The organism is Microcystis ichthyoblabe FBCC-A1114 (genome assembly GCF_050500245.1).
Lineage (GTDB): Bacteria > Cyanobacteriota > Cyanobacteriia > Cyanobacteriales > Microcystaceae > Microcystis > Microcystis ichthyoblabe_A.
The window spans coordinates 2,203,862-2,227,416 of the sequence record NZ_CP191408.1 but is presented as its reverse complement, the minus strand read 5'-3'; the positions used below and the strand labels follow the sequence as shown (position 1 = coordinate 2,227,416).

The window sequence follows — 23,555 nt, the reverse complement described above, 5'->3', positions numbered from 1 at the left end:
AAAGTGCCGAAAACTTCCCCCCGATTGCTCCAATATCTAGCACTTTTTTGATGGCAAAAAAGCCTAAAAATATTAGCCAACAAGGTTTTTAGATTTATTCAGCCAGTTTGGATTAGCTACAATTGCAATTAGAGAAAAATTATTGAGAATCCTATGCGAGAACTAGACAGAGACAAAACCATCGAACAACTAAACGAAATCATGGAATTTGAACTAGCGGGAGTTGTCCGTTACACCCACTATTCCCTGATGGTGACAGGTCCCCATCGCATCCCCATCGTCCAATTTTTCCAGACTCAGGCCACGGAGTCCCTCACCCACGCGCAACAAGTTGGGGAAATTCTCACCGGTTTAGAAGGTCATCCTAGCTTAAAAATTGCCCCCATCGAGGAAAGCTATGAACATAATATCAAAGCAATCTTGAGTGAGAGCCTCAATCATGAGAAAAAATCCCTTGATTTGTACAAAGCACTCCTAGAAACCGTCGAAGATGCCAGTATTTACCTAGAAGAATTCGCTCGCGGTATGATTGGACAAGAAGAATTACACAATCTGGAAATTCGCAAGATGCTGCGGGATTTTGCTTAAGCTAGGATCAAAGCTAGAGTTTATCGACTAGCTTATGAATCTCAGTTCCGCTTTACCCACTTTTATTATCACTCTCCGGGAAGGTTTCGAGGCCGCTTTAGTGGTGGGAATTGTCCTCGCTTGTTTACAAAAATCGGGTCGATCGCAACTTAACTCATGGGTGTATCGTGGTATTGGTGCGGGAGTAGTGGCTAGTGTTTTGGTCGGTGTTTTGCTAGGGGGAATCCTTTTGCAAGTGGATGCCTCTCCTAGTCCATTCGTACCAATGATCAAGGAATTATTGGCCGCCACTTTTGGACTGATTGCCGTTTTGATGTTGAGTTGGATGTTAATTTGGATGACTCAACAGGCCAAATCTTTGAAATCTGAGGTAGAAAGTGCGGTAAAAGCGGGTTTAAAAGCGGAAAATGGGGCAGGAAAAGCGATTTTTCTGCTCGTTTTTATCGCTGTCTTGCGGGAGGGATTTGAAACTGTCCTCTTTATCCTGGCCCAATTCCAAAAAGATTGGCAGATACAAACCTTCGGTGCGATAGCGGGGTTAAGCGTCGCAACCTTGTTGGGAACTCTCCTATTTGCGGGGGGAGTAAAAATTAATATCCGTCTCTTTTTCCAAATTATGGGGACTTTCCTCCTCTTAATCGTTGCGGGATTACTCATCGGTGTTTTGAAACATATCGACGCAGGAATCAGTCTTTTAAGTGAAATTGACCCTTTTTATCGCAATTTCTGTCCTTCTCTCCCCTCCTCCTGTCTTCTCGGTTTTCAAGTTTGGGACGGTTCCCAAATTTTGAGCGATCGCACTTTCCCCGGACTCCTCCTCAAATCCCTGTTTGGTTATCGTCAAAACCTCTATATCAGTCAAATTGTTGCCTATATCCTCTTTTTACTGCTTATCGGTGGCCTCTATTTCCAAAGCTTACGACAACGTCCTCAAACAGTGACCAGTAAACAGTGATCAGTAAACAGTAAACAGTGACCAGTAAACAGTAAACAGTAATCAGTAAACAGTGAAAAGATGGCAAGAAACTGCTATTTAATACTGCTCACTTAACACATACTGCTCACTTAAAACTCAAATCTGATAACTTACCCACTGATAACTGATAACTGATAACTGATAACTTACCCACTGATAACTGATAACTGATAACTGATTATGACTACTTGGCAATGTGACGGTATCCCTAAAGATGGTAAAACTTATCCGCAAGCGACTGCGGGGGGTCATGAACCCTGCGAAAATACTACTCCTGATTGTCCTATCTGTGGCCTGCCTAGGGAAGCGATGGATCCCGTCACAACGACGGTTAAAACCACGGTTGTGGTCTCCCCAGGGGGTACAACTAGAGTCGGTCAAAAATCTAACTGGTTACTTCCCTTCGCTTTGATAATTACCGCTTTAACCGCAGGTTTAGGGGGTTGGAGTCTATTGCAAATGCTCATTCCCAAACCCGATACTTCCCCAGTCGTCCAAGAAGAAACCCCAGACAAGCAACCCAAGGCAACTTTTGTGAGTAATACGGCTAAAAATCCCGATTTATTTAGCCAAGGTGAGAAAATACTGCTTAATTCCACTCCTAACAAAGAAAAAGGCGCAGCGGCCTTTAAAAAGGAAGATTGGGCAAATGCGATCGCAGCTTATCAACTAGCAGCCACTCCCCAAGCAAACGATCCAGAAGGCAAAATCTATTACAATAACGCCAAAGCCAGACAAAAAGGTAATCAAAAGACTATAGCCGTTGTTGTCCCCATCGCTAACGACCCCAACAGCGCCAAGGAAATTCTCCGAGGTGTGGCCAGGTATCAAGAGGAGTTTAATAATTCTAATCCGGGTAATCCTTTGGAAATAGTCATCGCTAATGATGGCGGTGGGTTACAATCAAAAGCGATAGCCGATGATCTGATTCAATCCGGTCAAGTTTTGGCAGTTATGGGCCACGGAATCGATCCTTTTAGTCAAAAAGCGATTGAAAGTTACGAAAAAGAAGGATTAGCGATTCTTTCTCCCCTGACTACCCGTGTTAGTCAAACGGGAAAATCAACCCTGAAAACTATTCCCCTTGACGATAAATCTCAGGAAGTTTTCGGTAGTTATCTGGAAGCAGTGGCCAAAACTTTGGCTAATTATGCTAGTCAGCAAGAGAATTCTCCGTCAGTGGTTCTTTTTTATAATTCCGATAGTCCCTATAGTCAAAAATTAAGGGATTCCTTTGCTAAAGCAATAAAGCAACCGGGAGGCAAGATAGTTAAGGAAATAGACACCACCAAAGCCAATTTTAACGCTAAAACCGCCATAGATCAGGCAAAACAAGCCGGCGCTAAGGTGGTATTTTTGGCCCTCAGTAAAGATGGCGATCGCATCGATCAAGCCGTGGCTATTGCCCAAGAATCGTCTGGAATGCTCTTATTAGGCGGAAATGAACTTTATACACCCGATATACTCATTCAAGGAGCGGATAGCATCGACGGATTAGTTCTAGCAGTACCTTGGAGTTTCCAAGCAACGGATCCTTTTGCCAAAGATGCGCTGAAAAGTTGGCGCGGTCGCGTCAGTTGGCGTACTGCTACCGCCTACGATACCATGAAAGTATTAGGAGAAGCGATCGCTAAAAGTTCTGACCGTGCTACTGTAGTCGAAACTTTAAATCGAGGAATCACCTTGCAGGGAAACACCACGGATTTTAATATTTTTAACCAAGTTCCCCTAGTACGCGCTAATCGCGGCAATGAGGGGCCAAAGGGTTCTCAATATCAGTTCGATCCTATCTAAAATAGATAATGTGATGTCGAGGAGTAGAATCAAGTCTAATTTTATGAATAATATCTTACCCATCCTAGCTTTATTAATGTCGGTGTCGGGAATTGCCGTATCTTTGGGACGGGAGGAAGTCCGATGTCATCTCGGTTTAGAATCGGCAGCTTGTCCCCAGGAAGAAGAAAAAACCAGCGAAGACACCCCCACAACTACCCGGGAATCTCCCCCCGCAACTACCCCAGAATCTCCCCGGATAGAAAAAACTCCCACGGAAACTACCCGCAATAGCGAAGCTTCCCCCGAAGTTTCCCCGTCTCCTGAAAGCGAAACCCCAGTAGAATTCACTCCCATCCCGGAAAATAACCCCAGTCCAGAAGTACCCCCCGAAAATCCCCCCACCCCAGAAACCAAAGCGGTGGAAAAAACTCCAGATGCAGAAAAAAGTCCGGATGTCAATCCATCTAAAGATGGAGAAACTGAAAGTATTCCATTAGAAGTTATTCCCCCCGCACAGTAAAATCCGACAAAATCAATTTCTGGCTGAGGATAGGAACTCATGCACTCATGGAAGAAGTAGTTAGATATGTGTAATTAATTGTATCTAGCTACTTAATTTTTCTGCAGCTGTTGCTGATTAGGTAAAAACTATTTACTTTTAGTCAAAATTAATTAACTTCTAACCCCGGAATGCTTAACTGTTCAGTTTTTGGCTGTGTTTCCCCCAGATAATCCCCTTGCAACATATTAATTAAACAGCCACCAAGATGATAGGCCATATTCACGGGAACAGCGTTACCAATCTGTCGATATTGAGAGGTTAAATTACCGGTAAATTGCCAATCATCGGGAAAGGACTGTACTCGTGCATATTCTCTCACGGTCAAAGGACGAGTTTCTTGGGGATGGCATCTTTCTGTTTGGGTTTGTGCCGGACTACAGGTAATAGTTAAAGCTGGTTCATCCCAAGATAATCTTTTAGCATATCCTGTCCGTCCGCCGTGATTTTTGAGACTATTTTTCATATATTCTTTTTGAATATCCATCGGCAAATTACGCCAATTTCCTCCTGGGGGAACTAAGGACATAATCTCTTTTTTTCTTTCTTTATATTCTACTCCTAGAGAAGTTGGACAATTCTCTAAGGCTTTTTTCAGAGAAATAGTATAATTTTTATATTGGGGAAAAATGGGTTTAATATTTAGGTCTTGACGGGTGGCAATAATAATTAATCTTTCTCTTTTTTGGGGAACATCAAGAAATTGAGCCGATAAAACTTGATAAGCAGCATAATAACCGATTTCCTGTAAAGCTTCCAGCATTAATTGCAGAGTTTCTCCTTTTTTATTGCTTAATAATCCTCGAACATTTTCGGCCATAGCGATTTTAGGTTGCACTTCCTGTAAACAACGAGCAAACTCAAAAAATAAGCTCCCTCTCAAGTCTTCTAATCCTTTTCCTAACCCAGCATAACTAAAAGGTTGGCAGGGAAAACCTCCAGCTACAACATCTATTTTGTCTCTAAAATCAGAAAATTTAATCTTTTTTATGTCTTGATTTATAACATTCCATTGCGGTCGATTGAGTCTTAAAGTATTAACACAATCTTGATTAATTTCCACCAGTAATTGCGTTTTTAGTCCCGCATTTTCTAAACCTAAAGCCATACCACCACAGCCAGCAAATAATTCGATAACCGTGTAATTAGTTGGCTCAACAGTTTGTAAAATTCTTAATTCTCCGGGGGATTGGTTATTTTTAAGATTGGTTAATTGCTCGAGATTAAATAACCAATCAACTTGATTGATTTTCTGACCTTTGATTAATTTTTTCTTTTGCCATGTTAGTATTTCTGCGGTAGTTACACCGAGAATATTAGCGGCTTTTTGTAGATTTACCTGAGTCATAACCAATAATTAGCAACCTATCTACATCTTGATTATAAATCACATTAGCTAAACTTGATGTCGAGAAAATTTTTAGAAATATCCTTGATATAAAACATTTTCCAGTGATGGATTTGTATTATCAATATGAGTTTGTATTTTATCGATCATCCTTTGAAACACATCGGGATAATATTGAGAAGCATCCAAAAAATCTACATATTCTTGTCTGTGCAGCTGTCTTGCTTTTGAGGAGCGATACTCTTGTCGAAGATTAGCGGTCATACGCTTAGTTTTTCGTATAATTAACACATCATCAATTTGAGTAGAAATTATTGAAACTGGTGTCATATCAAGAAATTCGCAAATCAAAAAATATAAAGAGTTAGGAACGGCAATTTTTAAATCTCTACTTGTGGCTACAGCTTCCTGAAACATAGTTTTATCTAAATTAGTTTTGCACTCTGCACAAACATAGCCAAGATGGGACTCAATCAATTCATAATTTTGAAATTCTGGGTCAAAAGATGACTTTATATATAACTTTTTACCCAGCATAAAATCCTGATTTTTGCTTCTAATATTTGCTTGACCACCTTGACCAATATTGCCGAGAGAGGATAGGAAACTTAGTCCAGAGAAGGTATTTCGTGGACCCAATTCAAAAGAGTTATCTATTCCTTGTAAACTACGGAAAATCAGCTGCGGTAAAAATTCTTCTAATATAGTATTATCTAATTTTAACTGTCCCTTCTGTCTATACAAAAAGTTATCTGAACTATCAAAAATCAAGTCAAGTTCAATAAAACGCTTATATCGGTTAGTAGCTGACACTAGCTTTTCTACTGCATCTGCTTGACTAGAATTAATCGATTCTAACTCGATAATCCACTGGCGATATTTTATAATAGCTTCTTCTAAACGTTCCCGATCAGCTTCTGGCAACCGAGGATTGTTAAGACAGGCAGTTAGTTTCGTGTAGTGAGGACGGGAAAATTCGTTCATGTATTTTTGTTGATGTTCAAAGGTCAATATATAATCTCTTATCTAAAATTGGTGTTTTTTGAATATTATTGACTTTGGCAATTGCTGATTCTAAACATAGCTGGTTTTCTGAAGATACAAACAGCCTATTGCTTTCCAATACCTCAAATGCTACCTCTCTAGAAATTTGTTCTATTACCTCTTGGCTAACTTGATTATTTAAGTTGATAAAATTAATTATATCCTCTATAATAACTTTACCAAATTTATTATTAAATTTTCTTTTTTGTCTTAATACTTTCTGGAATAGCTTGGTTTTGACACCTATTTTTTCAATAATATCAGCATTATAAAAAGGTACGCCAAGAACGTTAGATTCTTGTCCTACAATTAAAACAATTCTTGCTTGCTGCTTGCTGACTCTTGCCAGTTCCTTTAAAATGTCACCCATATCTAAACAGTATTGTACTACAGTGTAGAAACGATTACTCCTATTTGCTCTATTAGAGCCAATTTCTGACTTGGCTATCTTGAGTAAATCCCATCCTAAGATTTCAGCAGATTGACGATAATTTTGATGGTAATTAAAAACATTTATATAGGGTGGAGAAGTCACAACAAAATCTATCTGATTATTTTTTAGTGGTAGAGAACGAGCATCAGATAATCCAACCATGATCGGCTTTTGAGAGTAAGGTAGCTTAGTAATTATATTACTAAGATGTAAAAATTTTTTCTGAATAAATTCCTGAGTAATTTTATTGTTACACACATCAAGAATGATTACCAAAGCATCAAATAAAACCTTTGACCGATCCGGTAGCATATTCCTAGTATTTTGCAATTTATCTACTAAATTTTCTACTTGGTCACTGACTTCAAAAATTCTCAAAGGAAATTCTTGATCGAGGATATTTCTCAGGTTTTTAAGAACTTCTTTTTTTTGAGAATCATTGATAAATTCATAGGTACGACTCATGATATAAGCAGCGGGATTAATCTCAAATCCATAAGCTTCTAGGGATAAATAACTTGCCTCTAGCAAAACAGTTCCGCTACCCACAAAAGGATCGAGAATGACCGAATTAGATGGGCAATAGAAACTTAAAATAGTCTCTATCAGTTGGGGTGAAAACTGACCTCGCCAAGCAAATAAATTGGCTCTAGTTTTCTCAATAATGTCAAGTTTTTCTTGGGGTATAGGTTGATCAAAATCTGGCAACTTTCAATCTCCCTCTATTGCTAAGAACAAAATTAAAGTTCTACTTTATCTAGAGAACAAACACTATAAAATGTCGGGGCTGAACTAGGTTCAACCCCTCAATATTTTCCTAATTGCGTCCCGGAACTGTATATTTAAAATTCATCGGGCCGGTATAACCAGAAATCTCCGCTAATTTCTCTAATCTTTGGGTTCCCGAATATTCTTGACCCTTAATAATCCAAGTGGGGAAACCTTTAATTCCGGCATCGCGACAAGCTTGGGGATTACCATTAACCCCTTGGGGATCGCATTCGATATAAACCCCTTCTTTTTTGAGGATTTCTCCCGCTTCCTTACCAAATAACTGTTTTTGATCGTAACAGTGGGGACACCAAAAAGCCCCGTATTCTTTCGCACCAATTGCTTTTAAATGTTGAGCCAGGGCAATTTCTGCCTCTCCCGAAACCGTGGTTACTTCCCAACCGTAGGGGGGGGTAGCCGCTGTCATTGGCCGGGTAATTTCTTCTTTTCCTCCTGTCACGGTGGGGGAATTTACTCCCGTATAAACCGCTAAAGTTCCCACCAAAGTAATCATTGCCACTACAACCATCGGCAGTATAATTTGTCCTAAACCTTCCCATTCGCGACCGATAATTGTGAGAATTAATAAGGTTAAAGCGAACAAAGCCGAAGTAATGCAGTAGGGACACAATTCCTTTAAGTCCGTGGCTAGAATATACATTAAATAACCACTAAATACCGCCATCGCCGTCGCCCCCGCTAACAGCAATAACCAAGTATTATTTTCTAAACTTTTGCGGAGATTTTTCTGAGTTTCCCCATTAATAAATAGAGGACTGAGGGCAAAAACTGCCATGGCAATATAGGCCAAAAAACCGAACAAACTCAAGGGCAGCCCGAAAACCGTAGCGTAGGGACTATTAAGCACACCAGTACAACCAGCCCCATCACTAGCCCCGGCGGTACAGGCTGCAGCCCCTCCCATCAGTTTGGTAATGGTTAAATAGCCGGTCAGAATCGCTCCCACGATCGAAATGCTCCCAATTAGAGGCCGGGAGTAGCGATGAATCCAAGGTACAGAACGACGACGCATAATATTATTTAGATTAAATTACAGCAGAATTCAGGAGTCAGGAGTCAGGAGAGAAATCTAAATGTACTTTGTTGAAAGGAAAAATTCCCTAACCATATTGTGTTAATTAGGACGTTTTCAATTCCTAAAAACTTAGGATAGCTATCCCCTGAAACTATCCGCCATTCTAGCAAGGGGTTATGTGGACAGAGGCAAAGAAGGGAGAGAATTATTAATTTTTGCCTTTTGATCGTTGATCTGCCGGGCCGTTTCCACAAATTGCGACACCCGGATCGGATCCACCGGTTCAGTAATTTTGCCATGACGCTTGAGGGAACTAGCCACGATCACCCCATCGGCAGCCGGCAGCAACCGCCCGATATTGTCCAAATCAGCCCCGCTGCCGATAAAAACCGGTGTTCCCTTGGCCGCCGCCACTGCCAGTTCCAAATCCTCAAAACTGGGGGGGCTACCGGTAGCCCAACCGGAGAGGATCACCCCGTCTGCCAGTCCCCGTTCGATCGTATCTTGCACCGCCGTAGTCAGATTAGGGGTTCCCAAGGGGCGGGCGTGTTTAACCAAAACATCCGCTAAAATTTTGACCTCAGACCCCAATTCGCGCCGATAACGCAGGAGTTCGTGGGCCTGACCCTCAATAATGCCCTGATCGGTGGCCATAACCCCCGTTAGCACATTAACCCGAATAAATTGGGCATTGACACAGGTAGCGATCGCTAAGGCACTATGGGCATCATTGCGGAGAACATTAAGACCAATCGGTAGTACCACCAGATTTTTAATGCGATCAACAATTAAAGTCATGGCACTAACCACGGCGGGATCCACCTGTTGCTTAGTAAAGGGGGCATCAAAAAAATTCTCGATAATCAAACCATCAACACCACCGGCAGCCAAAGCCGTCGCCTCCTGTTCAGCCCGCTCGATCACCGTCTTGAGACTGCCACCCCAACGGGGGGAAGTGGGCAGGGGGGCGAGATGAACCACGCCAATAATCGGGTTTTTTGTCTTGAAAGTTGCAATTAAGTTCACAGCGTCTACTACTCTTAGCGTCCCCAACCATGCGCCGCTCACCCATTTTAACAGGGTGAAGGCCTACCCACGGTTCCACGGGGGGGGAAATTATTTTAACTTAGTGCCAGCATTCGTCCCGATGCGCTTAGTGCGATGGGACGGGGCTTTTCAAGGGGCGAAGTAATTCGCCCCACAGTTCCCCTCATCAATGCTGACTTTGTATATAGACAATTCCAAAAAACTATGTTATCATAAACGGGTCTTGACCACTATTCCTTAAGCGATAACCGAGCTTCGGCGGGTCGTGTTGCAAGAAAAAGTGTGGGTCTTAGGAACTAGGACTGCTGCCTGTAGAGGGAAGGTAAGACTTGCTATCTTTCGAGGTAGAAAGCGCATCCCATTGAAGCAGGAAGCTCTCAAATCCGTTGAGAGTAGTTCACAATGTCTTAACATTAAAAGAGAAGTTTAAGATTTGGTTGATACTCGATCGCATGGGCAATAAGCCAACCATCGCTATCTCACACCTAGGCTGTGAGAAAAACCGGATCGACTCCGAGCATATGTTAGGACTGCTGGCCAAGGCCGGCTATCCCGTAGATAATGACGAGGAGTTGGCCGATTACGTTATCGTTAATACCTGTAGTTTCATTCAAGCAGCTAGAGAAGAATCCGTTCGCACCCTCGTGGAACTGGCGGAAGCTAATAAAAAAATTATTATCTCCGGCTGTATGGCCCAACATTTCCAAGATGAACTGCTGACGGAATTGCCGGAAGCCGTGGCCATTGTCGGCACGGGGGATTATCAGAAAATTGTCGAGATCGTCGAACGGGTAGAGACGGGAGAACGAGTCAAAGAAGTCAGCACCGATCCCACTTTTATCGCCGATGAAAATCTGCCCCGTTATCGCACCACTACCGAAGGAGTCGCCTATCTGCGGGTGGCCGAAGGCTGCGATTATCGCTGTGCTTTCTGCATTATTCCCCACCTGCGCGGCGATCAGCGATCGAGATCGATCGAGTCCATTGTGGCCGAAGCGCGACAATTGGCCAGCCAAGGGGTGCAAGAATTAATTCTCATTTCGCAAATAACAACCAATTATGGGTTAGACTTATATGGCGAACCCAAATTAGCGGAACTCTTGCGAGCGCTGGCAGAAGTCGATATACCTTGGATTCGCGTTCACTACGCTTACCCGACCGGGTTAACGCCAAAGGTTATCGAAGCGATCCGAGAGAGCCCGAATGTTTTACCCTATCTAGACTTGCCGCTACAGCATTCCCATCCCGACATCCTGCGGGGGATGAACCGTCCCTGGCAAGGACGAGTCAACGATGGCATTATCGAGCGGATCAAGCAAGCTATCCCGAACGCGGTTTTACGAACGACTTTTATCGTCGGTTTCCCCGGAGAAACCGAGGAACATTTCAGCCATCTGCTGGAATTTGTCAAGCGTCATGAGTTCGATCACGTCGGGGTGTTTACCTTCTCCGCCGAAGAAGGTACAGCCGCTTTTGACCTGCCCGATCCAGTGCCACAGGCAATTATGGACGAACGCCGCGAAAGGTTGATGTTAACTCAGCAACCGATCTCGGAGCGCAAAAATCAAGCTTATATCGGTCAAACTGTCGATGTTCTCATCGAACAGGAAAACCCAGAAACAGGCGAATTAATCGGGCGTTCCGCTCGTTTTTCCCCGGAAGTGGATGGCTTGGTTTATGTGACAGGGGAGGCGATTCTAGGTGCGATCGTACCAGTCCGAATCACCGCGGCCGATACCTACGATCTCTACGGCGAAATAGTCTAATTTTTCGATTTTTCTAATTTAATTCCCACAAAACAACCCTTATGACCACTGGTTTCAACAATTTAGGTTTATCCGATAGCCGTATTCAACACCTAGAAACGCTTGGATTCACCACCCCCACGGAAATTCAAACCAAAGCCATCCCTCTCCTTCTAGAAGGGCATGACATGGTAGGAATGTCACAAACGGGAACCGGCAAAACCGCCGCCTATTCCCTGCCTTTACTGGAACGCATGGACACCAAAAATCCTAACGTTCAAGCTTTAATCCTCACCCCCACCCGGGAATTAGCCCAACAGGTGGCCAGCGCCATCAAAGATTTCTCTGATGATCGTCGTCTCTTTATCCTGACAGTCTGTGGTGGTCAATCCATGGAACGTCAGATCCGCAGTCTGGAAAAAGGTGTCCAGATTGTGGTCGGGACTCCCGGCCGGGTAATCGATCTGCTCGATCGCAAAAAACTCCATCTCGAATCCTTAAACTGGGTAGTCCTCGATGAAGCGGACGAAATGCTCAGTATGGGTTTTATCGATGATGTTAAGAAAATTCTGCAAGCATCCCCCTCCACCCGTCAAACCGCCTGTTTCTCGGCAACTATGCCCCGGGAAATCCGCGATTTAATCGCTAATTTCTTGAAATCTCCCGTTTCTGTGACGGTTTCTCAACCCCAGGCCGCTCCTGCTAAGATTGAGCAGAAAATTTATCTGATCCCTCGCGGTTGGACGAAATTAAAAGTCCTGCAACCCCTGTTAGAGATCGAACCCCTAGAATCGGCGATTATTTTCGTCCGCACCAAGCAAACCGCGGCCGAATTAACCAGCAAACTGCAAGAAGCGGGGCAAACGGTGGATGAATACCACGGTAACTTAAGCCAAGTGCAACGGGAACGACTGGTGCAACGTTTCCGCGAGGGCAAAATTAAATTAGTGGTAGCCACGGATATCGCGGCCCGCGGTCTAGATGTGGAAAATCTCAGCCACGTTATTAACTATGATCTGCCGGATAATGCCGAAACCTATATTCACCGCATTGGCCGCACCGGCCGCGCTGGTAAAACAGGAACTGCTATATCCTTAGTAGAACCGATCGATCGGCGTTTATTACGTCAGATTGAACAGCGTTTGCGTCAACGTCTGGAATCTAGTCCCATTCCTAGTCGCACCGAAGTGGAAGCAAAACGCCTGGCCAAGCTGCAAAATCAGCTAAAAGAGGCTTTATCGGGGGAACGGATGGCTTCTTTCTTGCCTTTAGTGCGGGATTTAAGTGAAGAATACGATCCCCAAGCGATCGCGGCTGCTGCCCTGCAAATGATCTACGATCAAAATTGTCCCCAGTGGATGAAAACCGATTGGGAAGTTCCCGCAGCGACGAGCAGTAAACCGGTGATTAATAAAACTCCCCGCAGTGGTGGTAGTAAGTACCCCTCCAAGTCGAATAACCGTCCTTCCCTGGACAAAAAAATCGTCTTTCAAGAACGTTAATTTTTAGTTCTTGAATAGATAACTTTAAGAGTTGATAGACCGTTTTGGTTCTATCAACTTTTTTTTGTCAGGTAATTTCCCAGTACGTCGTCGAAAGCATTCTACATAATTTTATAGCTAAACTTTTGATAATTGATTCTAATCAAGTATTTGGGCTTTGTTTGACATTTTTACTGATAATTACCATATAATTGTCTTAAATGAATAAATTTGAATATTTAATATGTCGAGTTCGTCAGAACCTTATCGTGGGAGGGTACAAGCTCAAGGAGACGATATCCAGCAAGAGGGTGGATACAGTTGCCCTTGGGCAAGAAAAAATCCTGTTACTGCTAAAGAAGGATTATTATTTCTTGCTAATATTAAAGGGCAATGCAGCGAATGTCAACGAGAGGAACGGAAACAAGCTTTTAGAAAAGCTGAACGCTTTGTTACAAATGCTAGTGAGCAAGGTGGTGTCACTCCAGAGGCACAACCGCACTCATTTCAGGATTCTAAACGTAAAACTAAAAACGCCCGTGTAGATATTGAAATTCGCAGTGGTCTTACCTTTATCCCTTCGCCCCAAACAGAATGACAACGATGCTTAGAAGAGTACAACAATTTTTAGACTCTGGCGATAGTGATAACGCTAGAGAAGAAATTGATAGAGCTTTCGGCAATCTGAGAAGGGTGGATAGTCATGTTAGAGAGTTTGCAGATCTGTTGGCACTGGGATCGATCAAAGCTTCAGAAATCGGCTTAGGGGTATTGGGACGTAAGCTTCTACAGAATGACAGCGAGATTAACAATGAGGTTGTTTGGTTATTTATTGCGTCAATTTTATCTCGCAATAGTATTCCCCCTGATAGTTCATCTAGAATCAGCCTACTTGTTCTTACCGCTTCTGTCAATAATTGGGAATTACCAATTTTTGCGCTTCTTGCCCCTGCCCTCGACGCTTTTTTTAAAGTTAGTCTTGCGGACGGAACCCCTTTAATTGCCGAACAAACTTTTGATTTTTTGGCCACTTGGGGAAGAATTTATGCGAAAGCACCTCATGTCAAAACGCAGCTTCAAGAACTTCAATCTCTTAGTAATAATCTATTAGAGCAAGTAGATGACTCAGAGTTAAAAGCTGAATGGTCAGAGGGAATTAATATATTTTTTGAAGAAGCCAGGACAACCAAATATTCAGATAGTAATGTTTTTTCTGCTGGTGAAGAATTAATTAAAAAAATTTATAATACTCAAAGTTTACAGCGCAATACAGAAGATAAGAATTTGGCAGAGACAAAAGACAAGTTACTCCGATTAGTCACTTCGTCTCTTGCCACTATTGGAACAGTTCTTGATAGTGATGGAGTCATACTAAATCCGGTTATTAAAAACTGATTATTTATTTCCCCTTTTGTCTCTTGCATGAGTGCCTGTTCTGATATGTAGCGCATACTCAACGGATTTAGTATTAACCCTATATACTTTTGACTTTTTTATACTGTTCTGTCACGGCGGCATTTAATAGATCATCTTTAAAATCTCTGATTAATTTAATTACTAAATTATAAGTATTGATGTATTCTTCATAATCGATAGTTAAATACTTGCCATGAGCAATTTTATTTCTTTGGGTGAGAAGTTGTTCATCAATAGCTTTCTGCTTCAGTTGATAATCACTATCATCAATTCCTAGAATAGTACAGATATCAGTGAAAACTTCAAAATTGAGATTAGATTTGGTGTTAATAATATTTTCGTAGGGTATATAAGCTCTATTTTCTAGGTTATCAAGTAAATTTTTGATCATCTCTTTTTGTAACTTAAATTTATTGGTTTTTATTAACTCATTTATAGATTTTCTAGAACTAAGGGCAACGAAACAGTAATCCAGTTCATGATAATTTAATTTTCTTAAGGAAACAAACTGCAAATAACATTCTGCTGCATATTTAATAAAACCTTCCCAATGGGCATAGAGAGTGGTTATTCCGACTCTAATTAATACATCTTGCTCAGTTCCTTTTTGTGGAGGAATTTTAGTTTTTAAAATACTAATTTCTCTGATTCGCCATGCCATATCTTCATCTAAGTTTTTCTGGAGAATTTCGATAGTTCTATTATCTTTACTCATTACTTTTTAAAATATTTTTTGCCAAATTCAATCATTTTGAGCATTCTAGTTCTAGCTCTCGATCCCGTACCGATGTTATAAATAAAGTCAGATTCTGACCACATTTCCTGAATTTTTGTTCTTAGCAGTTCAATATCTTGAGTAGAGTAATCATCAATATTTTCTCGTAATCCTGTGGTGATCGCTTCATAAGCAGAATCGAGAAATTTACCCTTAAATCTTGTTCCATCATATTTGGTAAAAGTATCTTCATTCGTCGCTTGATCAAGCAATAAAAACATTTTAGCGAATTTTTCTTGCTCTAACACACGATCAAAAGTCCTGGAATTGCATAATTCTATCAGATAGTCAGTCAAATATTCATTAACCTCTTTTTTGTTCAATGATTTTGGATCAAATGTGGGAGAAGACAGGGCAAAATATTTAAGAATTAGTTCCAAGTCGTAGCGTTCTTGTCTTAATCGCTCGGATAGGGAAATACAATTTTTAAAGTTCTCATTTTCTGCCAAGTCTTCTAACCACTTATATAGGCTTTTATCTAGCATAATCAAAAGACAATTACGCACCTCTTGATAAGATAAAAAAGAGCCACCGGTATTTAAACGATCAAAAACTTCAAACTTAGCATTTTTATCCGATTCTTTTTGGATAATCTGAACCTGTATTTTCGCTCTTTTGAAGTCTATTTTTAGAGATGGGGGCAAATTATACTCTCCTTCCTCTGCACCTTCCCACATAACTCCGTTTAAGCTAGGTAATAAGTTAGTACCTTGAAGCACCAGTTTCGGTTTTTTCTTAGTTTCATCGTCCTCATCTCTTAAATCGCCAACAAATTCCAAAATTGTTGAAATCCTTTGTAATCCATCCACCAATTCCCAAACACTATCTTCTTCTCTCTGATAGACAAAAATAGAGGGAATAGGAATTCCTAATAGTATCGATTCTATGAATCGGCTTTTTTGGGCTATTGTCCAACGAAAATATCTTTGAAAATCTGGATTAATTGTCATTTCTTTGTCATTATAAAGACTAATAATCTCTCCGATTGACATAGGATAGTTATCGGTACGAAATTCTTTAGTTTTTGCCTTAACTTCTTCTAATAAATTCATCTTATAGCAGTTATCTTAATGGTGAAGTACAAAGTTTTCGTTTTGGGGAGCCGGTCGTCAGGATTCGATACCAAATTAGGTTACACTTCATCTTTAGAAACAAAGCTGTAATTTTTCTATACTTAGTATAATCTCTCTATTCTACTTTTATACCATCCGCCAATTCAAAAATGAAACGCGTCAACCTCAAGAGTTGACAGAAAAAGGCTCATCCCCGCAATTGGCACAAACATCAATTTTCAGGTGGCTAATCTGCAAAGACGCGATTTATGTCCCGATATTGCGGTGATGTTAGCTTGGATTGAACAGGCGAAAATCTTAACCAGAGAGTTAAAATAAGCCCTATCTCCGATAATTTTGGCATAAATTAGCCAAAAGTAGTGCCATTCCATCCCCAAAGATCACCTTTCGCCTCGGCAAATTCTAGATAAATGCGATTTTTCGGTATTCCTAAATAAGCCTCAATTTCTTGACAAAAATCACTACTCATGCTTTTAGTTTGAGCGGCGGAAATAGAACCAACACTTTTAATCTCCACATAACACACCGGCTCAAAAGTGCCAGCAAAAGTCATTTTTATCCCCGATTCTAAAGCTGTCATCACATAGGATTCGGGTTTTCCCAGATGTTTAGCTAATTTAGCCGAAAGACTCTGCAAAAGTTGATTAACCGTCTCATCATCGAGGGAGGTGACAGAAGTTTGAATTTTAATTAGAGGCATAGGAAAAATCTCAGCAATATTTTTCTATAATATAGCGTTTCCTGTTCGCAAGAGGTACATTATCGATGTTAAAAAGCTTAATCAGCAAAGGTTTAAGTTTGCCAGACAGGTGTGAGAACCGCTATAAGTACCTTTTTTATCCAGAAAAGCGATCGATGATTGTTTTGATAATTTATCTCAATTAGATGACTGTGATCCCTTCTGTTTTTTAGAAAGGGTTGCCACTTCTGAGCAAGCTTTTCCACAAGCAGAACATATCAACGTTGACGATGGTTGACGCTGGCTAAAACCGAGGAGAACAACCGATCACTATCTAGTCTCTAAAGACAGTTAAGGAGGTACAATTTGGATAGAATCTCAAGCAGGTGAAGGAGCAACTTTTTATTTTACTTGGCATAAAAATCCTCCTAGTTAAACCCCAACTAAGTTGAGAACCGTGGTTTTTCCTCCTCTGTTTTAAGATGAGTTTTGATCCATAAGCGATCAGCTAAAACCAGAGGAGAAGCAGCAATTCAGACTTTAATTGGCGTATTTTTTAGTCAGAATCAGCACAATTATCGGATAGATGTTTTAATTTCTTCCCAAGTAATTATCTGATCGGGATTTCTTTCGTGATCATCAACCTAAAAAGATTTAATTGTGTTCAAAGATTCGGTAACGTGAGCCTTAAAATCTAACATAGAATCAAAAATATGTCTGACGATTCCCTCTTTATCAATGATATAGGTAACTCGTCCGGGGAGGACAAATAAGGTAGCGGGAACACCGAATAATTTCCGCACTCGGTTATCGCTATCACTTAAAAGGGTGAAGGGAAGATTATATTTTTGGGCAAATTGTTGATGAGATTGGGGACTATCGGCACTAATACCAATAACTTCCGCACCTGCATCGGTAAACACTTCGTAACTATCGCGGAAAGCGCAGGATTCTGCGGTACAACCCGGGGTGTCATCTTTGGGATAGAAATAAATGACCAGGGATTTTTTACCGATTAAATCGCTGATATTAACCGTTGTCCCTGTTTGGGAGGGGAGAGAAAAATTAGGAACTCGATCGCCTACTTTTATAGCTGCCATAAGATTAATTAATTGATAGATAATCGTGGATAGGTTGATACTCTACATTCTAACCTTTTTTGGCCTTTTGTTTAGCGCGTTTAGCGGCAGATTTGGCCGCTTTTTCGGTTTCAATGCGTTTTTGTTCGGCTTTTTGTTTTTCTTCGTCTAGTTTTTCTAGATAATAGTGATAATCTCCCGCATAGACAATTAATTCACCATCCCGAATCTCGACAATTTTGTTAGCTACCTGGGAGATAAAATAACGATCATGGGAAACAATTAAAACCGTGCCTTCATAAACTTTTAAAGCCGATTCTAACATTTCCTTGGCGGGAATATCGAGGTGATTAGTGGGTTCATCGAGAATTAATAAGTTAGCGGGAGCAAGTAACATCTTGGCTAAAGCAAGACGCGCTTTTTCGCCACCACTCAAGGATTCTACTTTTTTTAATACCGTTTCCCCACTGAATAAAAATCGCCCCAAAAGACTGCGAACTTCCACATCTTTCCAATCGGGAACTTCATCATGAATGGTATTTAAAACAGTTTTAGTTAGGTCTAAAGCTTCTGCTTGGTTCTGCTCAAAATAACTAGGAATAACGTTATGTTTACCGATTTCAATCGAGCCTTCTGTGGGGGTTTCTAACCCAACAATTAAACGTAAAAGCGTCGATTTTCCCGCCCCATTCGGACCTAAAAACGCCACTCTATCGCCCCTTTCTATTTCCAGATTTGCTCCCAAAAAGAGAATTTTATCATCGTAAATGTGAACAAGATTTTTGATAGTTACCACTTCTCGACCACTACGCACTGCTGGAGGAAACTGGAATTTTAAGGTACGCACATCGGCGATTGGTGCTTCAATTTTTTCCACCTTTTCTAATTGTTTTTCCCGGCTTTTTGCTTGGGTGCTACGGGTGGCACTGGCCCGGAACCGATCGACGAAAACTTGCTGTTTTTCTAGTTCTTTTTGTTGACGTTCGTAGGCACTTAACTGAGCGGATTGTTGTTCATATTTTTGCTGTAGGTAGGCAGAATAATTACCTAGATAAGTGGTAGAAACCCCCCTTTCAGTTTCGACAATTTTGGTACAGAGGCGATCAAGAAATTCCCGGTCGTGGGACACTATGACCATGGGAGTGGTTAAATCCTTGAGGAATTTTTCTAACCATTCAATAGTTTCTAAGTCTAAATGGTTAGTTGGTTCATCGAGGAGTAAAATGTCGGGAGTTTGCAGGAGAATTTTGCCTAAACTCATCCGCATTTGCCAACCACCACTAAAGGAGCTTACCAAGCGATCACCGTCATCAATAGTAAAGCCCATTTCTGGTAAAATCTTCTCGATGCGTGCTTCTAATCCGTAACCATCTAATGCCTCAAATTGTCTTTGTAGGCGATCTAATTGATGAATTAAGCGATCTAATTCTTCAGGGTCAGCTTTTTCCATCTGCTGGGGAATTTCTATTAGTTGATGGTGGACTTGATTCGCTTCTTTAAACACCGTCCAAAATTCCTCGCGTACCGTCCGACGGGGATCCACTTCAAATTCTTGGGTAAGATAGCCGATATGGAGACTGGTAGGACGGATGATCTCCCCGGCGGTGGGTTCCACTTCCCCCATAATAATCTTCAGTTGGGTGGATTTTCCGGCCCCATTGACTCCCACCAACCCGATGCGATCGCCAGTTTTTACTTCCCAAGTGACATCTTTTAACACTTCTCCCGTTGGGTAAATCTTACTAATTTTCTCTAGTCGTAGCATCGCTGATTTTTCTCCAGTCCTAGGCAATTGAGGCAGTCCGCCTTTATTGTAACATTTAGTTAAGCTTTATCTAGTCTTGGTCAAGTTTTCTCGATTGAGCCACCTGACAGTATTTTTGATCTGAAAGAGATAATAATGTTTAATCCCTACCCCATAAAAAAAGAAACAGCTAGTTTCATCACCAAAGATGGAATTAGTTTAGCTGCCGATATTTATCGTCCCGATAGTAGGGAATTTTTTCCCATTTTACTAATGCGACAACCCTACGGAAAAGCGATCGCTTCCACGGTGGTTTATGCCCATCCTAGCTGGTATGCAAGTCAGGGTTATATTGTAGTAATTCAGGATGTGCGGGGACGGGGAAACTCGACGGGAAATTTTAATTTATTTGCCCATGAAATTAGCGACGGATTAGAAACTATTGAATGGGTTTTAACTATTTCTAATAATACGGGTGTGGTGGGAATGTATGGTTTTTCCTATCAGGGAATGACCCAATTATATGCGGCTGCTAATGGTCACGGTTCTTTAAAAACTATTTGCCCAGCGATGATTGCTCACGATTTATATCGAGATTGGGGTTATGAAAATGAAGCATTTAATTTACAATATAATCTCGCTTGGTCAATACAATTAGCTGCGGAAACAGCTAGATTAAAAGGGGACGAAACTGCCTATCAAAAACTCTGGGTAGCTTCCCGAAATTTACCCCTTTTTGATCCTATTGCAGCCTCTCCCCAAATTTTACAGGATTTAGCCGCCGATTCTTTTTATCACGATTGGATTACTCGTTATCTTCCCGATGACTATTGGCAAAATTTATCACCGCAACACCTTTTAAAAAATATCGATTTGCCGATGTTACATATCGGGGGTTGGTTCGATCCTCATCTCCGGGGAACTTTGAGTTTATACCAAGAAATGCAAAGTCGTTCTATTTATCCCCAACGGCTAATTATTGGTCCTTGGACTCATCTACCCTGGGGGAGAAAAGTAGGAGAGATAGATTATGGTCAAGAGGCAATTAGTCCTGTGGATAAAATGCAGCTGCAATGGTTTGATTATTTCTTAAAAGGTCAGGAAACGGAGTTATTAAAAAATCCTCCCCTGTATCTATTTCAAATGGGGTCTAATCAATGGCAATATCTGGAAAAGTTTCCCAGAGAAAATCAGCAAATTTATTATCTTGCTAGTCAAGGTTTAGCCAATCTGCGCGAGGATGAGGGGAAATTAAGCGCGATTTTGTTAGAACCTGCGATCGAGGATATCATAGTTCACGATCCTTGGCGACCAGTGCCATCTTTAGGAGGTCATAGCGCCCTACCGGGGGGAATATTCGACCGCACCATGCTAGACTGTCGCAGTGATGTGATTACCTACACTTCTCCCCCTCTAGAGAAGGATTTAACGATTTTGGGTAGTCCCCGTCTGGATTGTTATTGTCAAGCAGATGCGGTTAGTTTCGATATCTGCGCGGTGGTTTCTCAAGTTACCCCCGATGGTCGAGTTTTTAATATCACTCAGGGTTATAAACGGGTAAATAATCCCGAATCATCCCTAAATATGGCCATGCAGGCTACTTTTATCACTATTCCTCAAGGTCATAGCTTGCGTTTGAGTCTCAGTGCCTCTTGCTTTCCTGCACATCCCGTCAATGCGGGGACCGGCAGCTATCCCCACCAGAGTCGAGCGATCAATTTTTCTACTATCACAATTAAGGTTTTTTGTCAAGGAAATTTTCCTGCAAAATTGCTATTACCTTTAGTCGGGGAAAGCTAAACCGCTGCGGGGATCACGAATGTATAAACCTAACACCAGCGAGGAGATAACCGTATCCCAGACGGGGGTGAATTTGTCCGCATCATCGACCCAATAATCCATAGTAATTAAACATTGAACCCCGGAACCAATACCCACGGCAATGCGCGAATAAGCGGGACGATTTTCTTGGGGGTCGATGAATTGAATTTGCACCCAAACAATGCGGACAGTTTGACGTTTTTCTTGGATAACTTCGCCGATTTCGTGAGGATTGCGGCTATCTTCACGAGCTAACTTTTTGACCATTCCTTTTAGGGGTAATTCTTTCCAATCTCCGGGGGGAAGTAAATTATAGGAAACCTCTAAACGACAATCATCATCGGGGGGTTTTCTATCTAAAAAACGAAAGGAATTATCATCGGGTTCAAAATGCCAATCTTGAGGAACTTCAAAGCGCACTGCACCGCGACCAGCTACAAAAATACTGTTACCCGGACTAGATTTCCAGTTATGATCTGGATTTAAGTCGAGGGTTTCTTTAATCCATTGCAGATTGTGTTTTTTGGATTTAGCCATAGGGATAATCCTGCGGTAAGAATCGGACTATAGCTATCATTATACAGGCTTTTTCCTGAGAATTAAATAGGGTGCATCTCACTTTTGTAAATCTACTAAGTAAAACGTAGGGTGCGTTACTAACGCACCACCTATCATCAACTAAGTAGCCAGTTACAATCAAAGAACAGGAACTGAATCTCACTTTCGTAAATCTACTAAGTTGGGATTTTTAAAGGGAAACTCTCTTTTAAAATTGGGCGTTACTTCCGATTTTATCACTCAATCCAAGCTTTTGGGGGGTTCTACCCCCCAAACCCCCCGTTGGGGTCGTGGCGCCGCCCCCAAACCCCCCGCGCATTAGTTTTTCGGTGGGATGCTTAGACGCGATTGTTCATATTTTTGTACCAATTTAAGAGTCACTGATAATTGCTGATTGTCGGTATTTCTGCAAATGTTGAGATGCACCCACCAAAACTTCTATCCTCACCCTTAGGATAACTGCTGCATAATTCTTAGAAATCCCACAGCACAGGATTATCATCCAAGAAATCAGTTACCTGTTTACCAATATTATCAATTAATTTTAGGTCTTCTGGGGTTAAATTAATTGTCATTGCTTGAGCGTTATTAACTGCTTGAGCGGCATTTCTTACCCCAGCAATTGCATTAGTTTGAGGTTGCTTGATTAACCAAGCAAGAGATAATTGAGCTAGGGAACAATGATAGCGGTTAGCAATCGGTTCTAATTGATTTAAAGCCGCTTGTACCCTCTGAAAGTTTTCGCCATGAAAGAGTTTATTTTTAATTCTATGATCCTCTGCTGCCAACTGATAACCATTTCTAAATTTTCCTGTTAATAAACCTTGGGCAAGGGGAGAATAGGCTAGAATAGAAATATTATTTTCTATACAATAGGGCATAATTTCCTTTTCTACCGAGCGCCAAAAGAGAGAATAGGGAGGTTGAATACTCTCAATTCTGCCGTATTGACGAGCTTCTTCCAGTTGAGAGCGGGAGAAATTGGAAACCCCTATAGCGCGAATTTTTCCCTGTGCTTTCAGATAATTAAGAGCAGCCATAGTTTCAGAAATAGGCACTATTTCCGTGTTCCATGAGCCACTAGGCCAATGAATTTGATAAAGATCGATATAATCAGTTTGGAGGTTTTTTAAAGAGCGATCACAAGCGGCGATAACTTCCTCGTATTTGAGGTGATTAGCAAAGACTTTCGTGGCATAAATTACCTGTTCTCGCACATCGGCCAAAGCTTGAGCGACAATCGATTCCGAGTGACCTTCCCCGTAGATTTCGGCTGTATCTATAGTGGTAATTCCTGCCTCAAAAGCGGCACGAATAGCCCTAATACTTTCCTTATCTTCAATACCTGCCCACATCTTTTTTCCTGCTTGCCAAGTACCCACGAGAAGGGGAGTAATTTCTATATTAGTCTGACCGAGATAGCGTTTTTGCATAACAGTTTTTTTGATGGGTTAAGTATGCTTAGGGTTTTAGTCGAGTTTAGGGTTTAAAATCTGAGCTAAAGAGGACTAAAGTGACAAGGATAAAAACCTTTACCAGTAGGGGTGTAAAGAACAAACTTAATAAGCCACAAAAAAGACCTAATAAGCAGGTACTGAGGCTAATT

At 41.4% G+C, this 23,555-nt stretch carries 21 protein-coding genes; 9 read left to right on the top strand and 12 right to left on the bottom strand.

What is annotated here, in order from left to right:
* Positions 1–153: 153 nt before the first annotated feature.
* From ACQY1Y_RS10805 to ACQY1Y_RS10790, 4 genes are all read left to right on the top strand, one after another.
* The gene (locus ACQY1Y_RS10805) at positions 154–588 is read left to right on the top strand and encodes a ferritin-like domain-containing protein (protein ID WP_002731529.1); all 435 of its coding nucleotides are present in this window, start codon (positions 154–156) and stop codon (positions 586–588) included.
* A 34-nt stretch (positions 589–622) separates the two neighbouring features.
* Positions 623–1,543: an FTR1 family iron permease gene (locus ACQY1Y_RS10800; RefSeq protein ID WP_002775056.1), complete on the top strand. Its 921-nt coding sequence runs from the start codon at positions 623–625 to the stop codon at positions 1,541–1,543.
* Positions 1,544–1,744: 201 nt separating this feature from the next.
* Complete coding sequence (locus ACQY1Y_RS10795) at positions 1,745–3,358, top strand: ABC transporter substrate-binding protein (RefSeq protein ID WP_430014549.1); 1,614 nt, start codon at positions 1,745–1,747, stop codon at positions 3,356–3,358.
* A 43-nt stretch (positions 3,359–3,401) separates the two neighbouring features.
* Positions 3,402–3,860: a hypothetical protein gene (locus ACQY1Y_RS10790; RefSeq protein WP_430014548.1), complete on the top strand. Its 459-nt coding sequence runs from the start codon at positions 3,402–3,404 to the stop codon at positions 3,858–3,860.
* 148 nt (positions 3,861–4,008) lie between these two features.
* On the opposite strand, the gene ACQY1Y_RS10785 is transcribed toward ACQY1Y_RS10790, so the two are convergent.
* The 5 genes from ACQY1Y_RS10785 to btpA all read right to left on the bottom strand — a co-directional run bounded on the left by ACQY1Y_RS10785 (position 4,009) and on the right by btpA (position 9,557).
* Complete coding sequence (locus tag ACQY1Y_RS10785; protein WP_316577716.1) at positions 4,009–5,247, bottom strand: DNA cytosine methyltransferase; 1,239 nt, start codon at positions 5,245–5,247, stop codon at positions 4,009–4,011.
* A 72-nt stretch (positions 5,248–5,319) separates the two neighbouring features.
* Positions 5,320–6,231 carry a Bpu10I family restriction endonuclease gene (locus tag ACQY1Y_RS10780; RefSeq protein WP_039899603.1) on the bottom strand — a complete coding sequence of 304 codons (912 nt, stop codon included), beginning with the start codon at positions 6,229–6,231 and terminating at the stop codon, positions 5,320–5,322.
* A gap of 16 nt (positions 6,232–6,247) precedes the next feature.
* Positions 6,248–7,432 (bottom strand): DNA methyltransferase, encoded by a 1,185-nt coding sequence (locus tag ACQY1Y_RS10775; RefSeq protein WP_430014547.1) that lies wholly within the window; start codon positions 7,430–7,432, stop codon positions 6,248–6,250.
* 109 nt (positions 7,433–7,541) lie between these two features.
* The gene (locus ACQY1Y_RS10770) at positions 7,542–8,528 is read right to left on the bottom strand and encodes a vitamin K epoxide reductase family protein (RefSeq protein WP_024970415.1); all 987 of its coding nucleotides are present in this window, start codon (positions 8,526–8,528) and stop codon (positions 7,542–7,544) included.
* Between the two features lie 177 nt (positions 8,529–8,705).
* Positions 8,706–9,557 carry a photosystem I biogenesis protein BtpA gene (gene btpA, locus ACQY1Y_RS10765; RefSeq protein ID WP_004158629.1) on the bottom strand — a complete coding sequence of 284 codons (852 nt, stop codon included), beginning with the start codon at positions 9,555–9,557 and terminating at the stop codon, positions 8,706–8,708.
* Between the two features lie 473 nt (positions 9,558–10,030).
* Here btpA and rimO point away from each other — a divergent pair, with 473 nt between their 5' ends.
* The 4 genes from rimO (at position 10,031) to ACQY1Y_RS10745 (ending at position 14,199) form a co-directional block, all read left to right on the top strand.
* On the top strand, positions 10,031–11,344 hold the full coding sequence (gene rimO, locus ACQY1Y_RS10760; RefSeq protein WP_430014667.1) for a 30S ribosomal protein S12 methylthiotransferase RimO: 1,314 nt from the start codon (positions 10,031–10,033) through the stop codon (positions 11,342–11,344).
* 41 nt (positions 11,345–11,385) lie between these two features.
* On the top strand, positions 11,386–12,825 hold the full coding sequence (locus ACQY1Y_RS10755; RefSeq protein ID WP_002733094.1) for a DEAD/DEAH box helicase: 1,440 nt from the start codon (positions 11,386–11,388) through the stop codon (positions 12,823–12,825).
* Positions 12,826–13,048: 223 nt separating this feature from the next.
* Positions 13,049–13,402 carry a hypothetical protein gene (locus ACQY1Y_RS10750; protein ID WP_002776900.1) on the top strand — a complete coding sequence of 118 codons (354 nt, stop codon included), beginning with the start codon at positions 13,049–13,051 and terminating at the stop codon, positions 13,400–13,402.
* Between the two features lie 95 nt (positions 13,403–13,497).
* On the top strand, positions 13,498–14,199 hold the full coding sequence (locus tag ACQY1Y_RS10745) for a hypothetical protein (protein ID WP_430014546.1): 702 nt from the start codon (positions 13,498–13,500) through the stop codon (positions 14,197–14,199).
* Between the two features lie 79 nt (positions 14,200–14,278).
* Here the strand turns inward: ACQY1Y_RS10745 and ACQY1Y_RS10740 are convergent, their stop codons facing one another.
* The 5 genes from ACQY1Y_RS10740 to ACQY1Y_RS10720 all read right to left on the bottom strand — a co-directional run bounded on the left by ACQY1Y_RS10740 (position 14,279) and on the right by ACQY1Y_RS10720 (position 19,591).
* Positions 14,279–14,935 (bottom strand): MAE_28990/MAE_18760 family HEPN-like nuclease, encoded by a 657-nt coding sequence (locus ACQY1Y_RS10740; RefSeq protein WP_430014545.1) that lies wholly within the window; start codon positions 14,933–14,935, stop codon positions 14,279–14,281.
* Entirely contained in the window at positions 14,935–16,047 is a 1,113-nt protein-coding gene (locus ACQY1Y_RS10735) for a DUF262 domain-containing protein (protein WP_430014544.1), read from the bottom strand. Before ACQY1Y_RS10735 ends, ACQY1Y_RS10740 begins: the two co-directional genes overlap by 1 nt.
* A gap of 367 nt (positions 16,048–16,414) precedes the next feature.
* A complete protein-coding gene (locus tag ACQY1Y_RS10730) occupies positions 16,415–16,768 on the bottom strand; it encodes a phenylpyruvate tautomerase MIF-related protein (RefSeq protein WP_002734736.1) in 354 nt (117 codons plus the stop codon).
* Positions 16,769–17,391: 623 nt separating this feature from the next.
* Positions 17,392–17,847, bottom strand: a complete 456-nt coding sequence (locus tag ACQY1Y_RS10725; protein WP_002732461.1) for a peroxiredoxin — start codon at positions 17,845–17,847, stop codon at positions 17,392–17,394.
* Between the two features lie 49 nt (positions 17,848–17,896).
* On the bottom strand, positions 17,897–19,591 hold the full coding sequence (locus ACQY1Y_RS10720) for an ABC-F family ATP-binding cassette domain-containing protein (protein WP_430014543.1): 1,695 nt from the start codon (positions 19,589–19,591) through the stop codon (positions 17,897–17,899).
* 135 nt (positions 19,592–19,726) lie between these two features.
* Here ACQY1Y_RS10720 and ACQY1Y_RS10715 point away from each other — a divergent pair, with 135 nt between their 5' ends.
* Positions 19,727–21,370 (top strand): CocE/NonD family hydrolase, encoded by a 1,644-nt coding sequence (locus ACQY1Y_RS10715; RefSeq protein ID WP_430014542.1) that lies wholly within the window; start codon positions 19,727–19,729, stop codon positions 21,368–21,370.
* On the opposite strand, the gene ACQY1Y_RS10710 is transcribed toward ACQY1Y_RS10715, so the two are convergent.
* Entirely contained in the window at positions 21,353–21,928 is a 576-nt protein-coding gene (locus ACQY1Y_RS10710; protein WP_002741242.1) for a hypothetical protein, read from the bottom strand. The two genes, ACQY1Y_RS10715 and ACQY1Y_RS10710, sit on opposite strands and share 18 nt — an antisense overlap.
* A gap of 494 nt (positions 21,929–22,422) precedes the next feature.
* A complete protein-coding gene (locus tag ACQY1Y_RS10705; RefSeq protein WP_430014541.1) occupies positions 22,423–23,382 on the bottom strand; it encodes an aldo/keto reductase in 960 nt (319 codons plus the stop codon).
* Positions 23,383–23,555: the final 173 nt, after the last annotated feature.

Excerpts from the sequence above, each read along its gene's own strand:
- ACQY1Y_RS10805 (WP_002731529.1), top strand. The coding sequence starts at position 154 with ATGCGAGAACTAGACAGAGACAAAACCATCGAACAACTAAACGAAATC.
- ACQY1Y_RS10800 (WP_002775056.1), top strand. The coding sequence starts at position 623 with ATGAATCTCAGTTCCGCTTTACCCACTTTTATTATCACTCTCCGGGAA.
- ACQY1Y_RS10795 (WP_430014549.1), top strand. The coding sequence starts at position 1,745 with ATGACTACTTGGCAATGTGACGGTATCCCTAAAGATGGTAAAACTTAT.
- ACQY1Y_RS10790 (WP_430014548.1), top strand. The coding sequence starts at position 3,402 with ATGAATAATATCTTACCCATCCTAGCTTTATTAATGTCGGTGTCGGGA.
- ACQY1Y_RS10785 (WP_316577716.1), bottom strand. The coding sequence starts at position 5,247 with ATGACTCAGGTAAATCTACAAAAAGCCGCTAATATTCTCGGTGTAACT.
- ACQY1Y_RS10780 (WP_039899603.1), bottom strand. The coding sequence starts at position 6,231 with ATGAACGAATTTTCCCGTCCTCACTACACGAAACTAACTGCCTGTCTT.
- ACQY1Y_RS10770 (WP_024970415.1), bottom strand. The coding sequence starts at position 8,528 with ATGCGTCGTCGTTCTGTACCTTGGATTCATCGCTACTCCCGGCCTCTA.
- rimO (WP_430014667.1), top strand. The coding sequence starts at position 10,031 with ATGGGCAATAAGCCAACCATCGCTATCTCACACCTAGGCTGTGAGAAA.
- ACQY1Y_RS10755 (WP_002733094.1), top strand. The coding sequence starts at position 11,386 with ATGACCACTGGTTTCAACAATTTAGGTTTATCCGATAGCCGTATTCAA.
- ACQY1Y_RS10750 (WP_002776900.1), top strand. The coding sequence starts at position 13,049 with ATGTCGAGTTCGTCAGAACCTTATCGTGGGAGGGTACAAGCTCAAGGA.
- ACQY1Y_RS10740 (WP_430014545.1), bottom strand. The coding sequence starts at position 14,935 with ATGAGTAAAGATAATAGAACTATCGAAATTCTCCAGAAAAACTTAGAT.
- ACQY1Y_RS10735 (WP_430014544.1), bottom strand. The coding sequence starts at position 16,047 with ATGAATTTATTAGAAGAAGTTAAGGCAAAAACTAAAGAATTTCGTACC.
- ACQY1Y_RS10730 (WP_002734736.1), bottom strand. The coding sequence starts at position 16,768 with ATGCCTCTAATTAAAATTCAAACTTCTGTCACCTCCCTCGATGATGAG.
- ACQY1Y_RS10725 (WP_002732461.1), bottom strand. The coding sequence starts at position 17,847 with ATGGCAGCTATAAAAGTAGGCGATCGAGTTCCTAATTTTTCTCTCCCC.
- ACQY1Y_RS10720 (WP_430014543.1), bottom strand. The coding sequence starts at position 19,591 with ATGCTACGACTAGAGAAAATTAGTAAGATTTACCCAACGGGAGAAGTG.
- ACQY1Y_RS10715 (WP_430014542.1), top strand. The coding sequence starts at position 19,727 with ATGTTTAATCCCTACCCCATAAAAAAAGAAACAGCTAGTTTCATCACC.
- ACQY1Y_RS10710 (WP_002741242.1), bottom strand. The coding sequence starts at position 21,928 with ATGGCTAAATCCAAAAAACACAATCTGCAATGGATTAAAGAAACCCTC.
- ACQY1Y_RS10705 (WP_430014541.1), bottom strand. The coding sequence starts at position 23,382 with ATGCAAAAACGCTATCTCGGTCAGACTAATATAGAAATTACTCCCCTT.